We start from the raw sequence: 6277 nt of genomic DNA on the forward strand, positions 1-6277 counted from the left end.
CGAGAGGTCGTGGCGGGGACCCGCTACTCCCCCAGCGCGTCGTTCAGCCGGGCGATCTTGCCGTCGATCTCGCCCGAGTAGCCGGGGCGGATGTCCGCCTTCAGGACGAGCGACACGCGCGTCCCGAACGCTCCGACGGCCTCCGTCGCGCGCTTGACGACATCGAAGACCTCGTCCCACTCCCCCTCGATCTCGGTGAACATCGAGGTCGTCCGCGACGGCAGGCCGCTCTCGCGGACGATGCGGACGGCGGCGGCGACGGCGTCGTGGACGGACGCGTCGGGCGCCTCGCCCCCGGACGGTGCGACCGAGAATGCGACGAGCATGGGAGCCTCCTTGACTGCGCGCACCGCGTGCCGGCCCCGCGCCCTCCGAGCCTACGAGCCCTGGGGCGCCAAGCGGGTCTCGCCGGTCAGCGACGATGCGGAAGTCGTGGCGCCGGGTGCGACGACCCGCGCCGTCCCCATCCTCCACAGCTCGCGCAGCAGCCAGCCGAGCAGCACCACGAGGAGGATGTTCCGCACGGTCAGCACGAGCACCATCCACCAGTGCGACCAGAGGAGGAAGAGGTAGAGGTACGGGTAGACCACCTGGGTCAGAGCCGCAGTGACGAGGGTCAGCTTCGCGGGCCGGTCGAACGCGCCGTCGCGGCACGCGATCAGCCCGGCGATCACCGGCGGCGCGAGCCAGACGATGTACTGCGGCGAGAGCACCTTGTTGGTGTCGATGAACACGACCACGAAGGTCAGCGCGAGCAGCGGGAACAGCCTGGCGGGGTCCGCCCGGCGGGCGAGAGCACGGGCACCCAGCAGGGCCACGCCGAGCATGGCCAGAGCGAGCAGCGGGGTCATCAGGCTCGCCGCGAACTCGGTGCCGGGCCCGTGCATCTCGAAGGTGTTGATGTCGGCGGCGTAGTAGACGTAGCTCCCCGATCCCGGGAGGACCGACAGCCACATCCAGGGAGTGCTCACGACGGCCTCGATCTGGAGGCCCCGATCGGTCTGATCGGTGACGAAGCTGAAGACCTGGTCCCCGCCGCCGACGAGGACGACCGCGAGCACGATGATCACGGAGGCGACCGCGGGGACGAGGATCATCCGCAGCCGTCCGCGCAGGACCAGCACGGCAGCGGCGAGGATCGCGGCCGGCCACACCTTGATCCAGGTGGCCACGGTCAGCAGCAGCGCCGCGACGCCCGGACGGGTCGCCGCCCAGAGCATCCCGGCGATGGCCGGCGGCGCAGTGAAGGCGTCGATGCGGCCGATCGCGATCGGCCCGAGGAGGACGAGGAACAGCAGCCACCAGCGCGCCGCGGCGAGGCGAGGCGCCGACCGGCCGCGCAGCAGCAGGGCGAAGGCGGCGGCGTCGGCGAGCGCGACGAGGACGAGCCACATCAGGTCGTAGCCCGCCGAGCCGAAGAGCCAGGAGGCGGCGATCGGGCCCCAGGCGAGGATCGGGTAGACCCAGCCCGTGTCGATCCCGGCGATGCCGCCGCCCTCGACGGCGGTCCTCATCCACTCCTTGTAGACGATGCTGACGTCGCCCATCGGCAGACCCGGAGCGAACAGCGCCAGGAGGGAGAGCACCACGTGCACCAGCGCGAAGGCGCCCCAGAGCACGGCGACGGAGTCGCGGTTCTCGCGCAGCCGGGCGAGGGGGCGGGAGGACGCTCGAGGAGGGGAGGACGGCACCGCGTCATTGTAGAGGGGCCGCTGAACGGGACCCTGGCAGCACCTGAGCCCGCCTGAGAGCGCCGCTCCCGCCGGGCATCGGTCCCCCGGCGGCGTCGGTCGCCGCCGGGCGTCAGCAGCCGGCATCACGACCCGATGAACTCAGTAGCCGGCGAACGCGTCGGTGCGGATCCGCTTCGCCCCGGCACCGCGCAGGGCGCCGCGGACCGAGTCGACGAACGACGGCGACCCGGAGACGTAGCCCACGCGGCGGCCGGCGTCCGGCACCGCGTCCGCGAGCAGCTCGGCGGTCAGTCGGCCTGTGACGTGCGACCACCGTGCGGGCAGGTCGGTCGGCGCCTCCTTCGAGCAGAGCACGACCCGGGCCCCCGACTCCTGCAGCAGGTCGCGGTAAGCGACCTCGGCGAGGCTCGGCGCGGCGACCACGACGACGACGTCGCGCCGCGGACCGTCCGCGAGCGAGCGGAGCTGACTGGCGAACGGGGTGATCCCGATGCCGCCCGCCACAAGCAGCAGCGGCACGGTGGGATCGGCCGGCAGGACGAAGTCACCGCCGACGCTCGTCGCCCGGAGCGAGTCGCCGGGCTCCAGCGCGGCGAGGGCGCGCTTGAAGCTGCTCGCCTTCTCCGGCATCCGCAGGGCGATCGCGATCTCGCCGTCGGACGGAGCGGAGGAGACCGAGAAGGTGCGCCGGCTGCCCCGGCTGTCGGCGCGGTGCGGCAGGTCGAGCTCGAGCCACTGGCCCGGCTCGAAGGTCAGCGGCGAGCGGGAGCGGAAGCGGTACTCCGCGATGCCCGGCGCCAGCACGCGGGTCGAGGCGAGCTCGAGCGTGTGCCGCCGACGCTGGCGGAACGAGAAGGCGAACGCGAGGGCGTTGCCGACCACGAGGCCCAGCTCCGGAGTGGCGGAGACGACGCCGATGTGGAAGGGGACGCTCGCCACGAGCGCTGCGACGACCGCGATGATCAGCTGCTGCGAGCGGCGCGGCGCTAGCGTGAGCGGCTCCGTCAGCATGAAGGCGCCGGCGAAGACGAAGGGGTAGGCCGTGAGGACCAGGGCCGCCGCGGCGCCGAGGTCCTGGCCGTTCTGCACCGCCTGCTGCACGGACACCCCGCCGGCGACGACGACGAAGACGGCGAAGACGGCCCAGCGGCGGACCCGCGCGACGATCAGGAGGGAACCCACGACGACGAACGGCCAGATCGCGCCACTGGCGATCCACCAGGCTCCGGCGTTGAGCCCGGTGAAGCCGATGATCAGCACGGCGACCGCGGCCGGGTTGAAGAGGTGGCGGCCCCGCCAGGCCAGGACGTACTTGGACGCGGCGGCGATCGCGCCGACGAGCGCGATCACGGCGAGCCCGCGGGGATCGGCCGTCGGGAAGAGCAGGCAGGCGATCAGCAGACCGGTGACGAGCGAGGACTCCAGGTGCGCGCGGCTGCGGAACAGCCGCGCGAGGACCGCGCTGACCAGGGCCGTCGAGGCGACGGCGACGAGCGTCGTGCCGAGGATCTCGAGCGGCGTCGAGAAGATCAGGCCGGCTGCGGCGTAGCCGACGGCGACGAGCAGGAGCGCGGCGAGCGTCATCCAGACCAGCCGGTAGGTGGTGACGCGGCCGAGGGCGCGGTCGAAGGTGCCGATCATCGGAAGACCTCTCCGGGGAAGGAAGGCGAGTAGTGGAGGGTGCCGTCGCTGCGGACGCGGACGAACTCGAAGTCGAAGCGCTCGGCGAGGGCCTCGGGCGGACAGACGAACAGCGCGGTCGCGAGCCCATCGGCGACGAGGGCCGTGTCGGCCACCGCCCAGGCGGCGACGATGCTCTCGACCGGAGCTCCGGTCCGCCCGTCGAGGACGTGGTGGAGGCCGCTGCCCCAGGCGCGGCGGTTGCTCGCCGAGCCGCAGAGCGCGCGGTCGCCGGGCACCGCCACTCCCAGTGCGCTGCTCGGGTCCCACGGGTGCTCGAGGCCGACCCGGACGGGTCCGGCTCCGATGCCCCGGAGGTCGCCGCTCGCGTCGACGACGGCGGGCCCGACTCCGTCGAGCTCCTCGAGGACGAGGTCGACGAGCTGGCCCTTGCCCGCGGCGCCGACGTCGACGACGGTCCCGGGCTCGACCCGCAGTCCCGCCGCCCCGCGTCGGGCGGCGGCCCAGGAGGGAGCGGGGACGGCGGGTCCGCGCGGGACGAGGGTGTACGCGGAGTCGTAGCCGAGCTGCTCGAGAGAGCCGCCGACGAAGGGGGTGACCGCCCCGCCGGTCAGCTCGTCGAGCACGTCGTACAGTGCGAAGAGGTCGGCCGCCTCGTCGGGGAAGACGTGCTCGCCTCCGACCCGCAGCTGCGAGACGGCGGAGTCGTCACGGAACCGCGACCAGGTGCGGTCGTACTCCGCGATGCGCGCCTCGACCCGCGAGCGGTGGGAGGGCCCGAGCGGCTCGGCGGTGTCGATCTCCCAGCCGGTGCCGATCGCGTCGAACCGCCACGCGTGGCCGAGGACCGTCGGGGCGTCAGGCCGTGGCATCGGCCTTGATGGTCTCGACGGCGTCGTTGAAGCCGCCGGAGGTGAGGGAGGACCCCGACACCTTGGAGACCTTCAGCTCGTCGAGCTGCTTGCCGACGACCTCGCCCGCGATGCCACCCGCGAAGCGCGACTGGTACTGCTGGCCGGTGGGGTTCTCCGACTCCGGGGTCACGGTCACGTCGGTGACGACGCCGTCGGCGAGGGTCAGCGAGACGCCCACCTTCTCGTTCCCTCCGGGCGAGGTGTAGGCGCCCTCGGCCTCGTAGGTGCCGTCGGCGTAGCTGCTGCCGCTCGCGGCGGAGGACGCGGCGCCGGTGGCCTCGGGGGCGGAGCTGGTGGCGGTGCTCGGAGCGGTGGTGGTCGCCGCGTCGGCGGCGTCGCTCCCGGTCGTGGTGGTGCTGGAGCAGGCGGCGAGCGCGGCGAGGGTGCCGGCGCCGGCGAGGAGGGTCAGGGCGTAGCGGGCGGGAGTCGTGGTCTTCGCGGTCATGTCTGTTCTCCTGGTCAAGGCGGACGCGGCGGATCCGACGGTAGAGGTGCTCGCTTCGAGCACCCGATGAGGCGGCGGTGCGGAGCCGGTGAGCCGGGCCGCGGGCGTCGCTTCCTCCAGGACAACGGCGGCGGTCCCGGTTCGGTTCAGCGCTCGTCCGACGGGCGTGTCAGCGCAGGAGTGCGGCGACCACTCCGGGCAGGTGCTCCGCGATGTCGAGCGCGGCGATCGGGCCGCCGGCGGAGGCGCTCCGTCCGGCCTCCGCGTGCAGGACGGCGGCCGCGGCGGCCACCGGGGCGAGGTCCTCCGCGGTCAGAGTCGCCCCGGCCGCCTCGGCGTCCGCGGCCCGACCGGCGAGGAGTGCGCCGAGCACGCCGCCGAGGACGTCGCCGCTGCCCGCGGTCGCCAGCCAGGGCGTGGATCCGGAGACCTCGAGCTCGACGCCGCCCGCGACGACGTGGGTGGTGCCGCCCTTGAGGAGCACGCAGACTCCGAGGCGGTCCGCCGCCCGGCGCGCCCACTCCCCCGGGGCCTCGGCGATCGTCGCGGCGTCCGCGTCCAGACCCGCACGGCCGAGCACTCCGGCGAGCTCGCGGTAGTGCGGCGTGATGACGACCGGGCCTGCGGCCTCGTCGATCAGGTCGAGCGCGCCCGCGTCGAGCACCACCGGGACTCCCGAGTGCAGCTGCTCGATCAGGGTGCGCCGCTCCTCGTCGCTGCGGTCCTCGGCGCTGGTGCCGGAGCCGACGAGCCAGGCCTGCACGCGTCCCACCGTCGTCACGACCTCCGGCCGCCGGGCGAGCACCAGTCCCGCGGGCCGCTCCGGTCCGAGGTAGCGGACCATGCCGACTCCCGTCCGCACCGCCGCCTCGACGCCGAGCACCGCCGCTCCCGGGTACCGCTCCGACCCGGTCGCGATCCCCAGCACCCCGCGCGTGTACTTGTCGTCGTCCTCCCGCGGCACCCTGATGCTCCGCGCCGCCTCCGCCGTCCCGACCCGCTCACCCATCCCGCCACCCTACGTCGCCCTGCGACCGAGCCGCCCGGTGCCGGCGCAGCCGCACTGATGCCGGCGCGGCGCACTGGTGCCGGCGCAGCCGCACCCCTCTCCCCTTTCTCCAGGGGGGCGCGTGTGCTGGAGGGGGCATTCGCTGGGCGAAGGAGGAAGCGGTACCGGCGGTACCGCGCCCGACGACAACGCCGCGAACGCCCCCTCCAGCACCCGCGGGCGCGGGCCGCGGAGGGGTCGGATGCAAGGCGGAGGAGGAAGCGATACCGGCGGTATCGCGCCCGACGACAACGCCCCCTCCAGCACCCGCGGGCGCGGGCCGCGGAGGGGTCGGATGCAAGGCGGAGGAGGAAGCGATACCGGCGGTATCGCGCCCGACGACAACGCCCCCTCCAGCACCCGCGGGCGCGGGCCGCGGAGGGGTCGGATGCAAGGCGGAGGAGGAAGCGATACCGGCGGTATCGCGCCCGACGACAACGCCCCCTCCAGCACCCGCGGGCGCGGGCCGCGGAGGGGTCGGATGCAAGGCGGAGGAGGAAGCGATACCGGCGGTATCGCGCCCGACGACAACGCC

Annotated in this window: 6 protein-coding genes; all 6 read right to left on the minus strand. The window is 74.0% G+C overall.

The window, feature by feature from the left end:
• Positions 1 to 23: 23 nt before the first annotated feature.
• The 6 genes from C5D04_RS04245 to C5D04_RS04270 all read right to left on the minus strand — a co-directional run bounded on the left by C5D04_RS04245 (position 24) and on the right by C5D04_RS04270 (position 5703).
• A complete protein-coding gene (locus tag C5D04_RS04245) occupies positions 24 to 326 on the minus strand; it encodes a thiamine-binding protein (protein ID WP_104224449.1) in 303 nt (100 codons plus the stop codon).
• A gap of 51 nt (positions 327 to 377) precedes the next feature.
• Complete coding sequence (locus C5D04_RS04250) at positions 378 to 1691, minus strand: glycosyltransferase 87 family protein (RefSeq protein ID WP_104225503.1); 1314 nt, start codon at positions 1689 to 1691, stop codon at positions 378 to 380.
• A gap of 141 nt (positions 1692 to 1832) precedes the next feature.
• Positions 1833 to 3335 (minus strand): oxidoreductase, encoded by a 1503-nt coding sequence (locus C5D04_RS04255; protein WP_104347283.1) that lies wholly within the window; start codon positions 3333 to 3335, stop codon positions 1833 to 1835.
• Positions 3332 to 4207: an FAD:protein FMN transferase gene (locus C5D04_RS04260; protein WP_104347284.1), complete on the minus strand. Its 876-nt coding sequence runs from the start codon at positions 4205 to 4207 to the stop codon at positions 3332 to 3334. Before C5D04_RS04260 ends, C5D04_RS04255 begins: the two co-directional genes overlap by 4 nt.
• Positions 4194 to 4694: an FMN-binding protein gene (locus C5D04_RS04265; RefSeq protein WP_104224453.1), complete on the minus strand. Its 501-nt coding sequence runs from the start codon at positions 4692 to 4694 to the stop codon at positions 4194 to 4196. The genes C5D04_RS04260 and C5D04_RS04265 overlap by 14 nt, the downstream gene beginning before the upstream one ends.
• A 169-nt stretch (positions 4695 to 4863) precedes the next feature.
• A complete protein-coding gene (locus C5D04_RS04270) occupies positions 4864 to 5703 on the minus strand; it encodes an ADP/ATP-dependent (S)-NAD(P)H-hydrate dehydratase (RefSeq protein ID WP_104347285.1) in 840 nt (279 codons plus the stop codon).
• Positions 5704 to 6277 lie beyond the last annotated feature (574 nt).

It is taken from the genome of Rathayibacter sp. AY1D2, from assembly GCF_002932695.1.
GTDB lineage: Bacteria > Actinomycetota > Actinomycetes > Actinomycetales > Microbacteriaceae > Rathayibacter.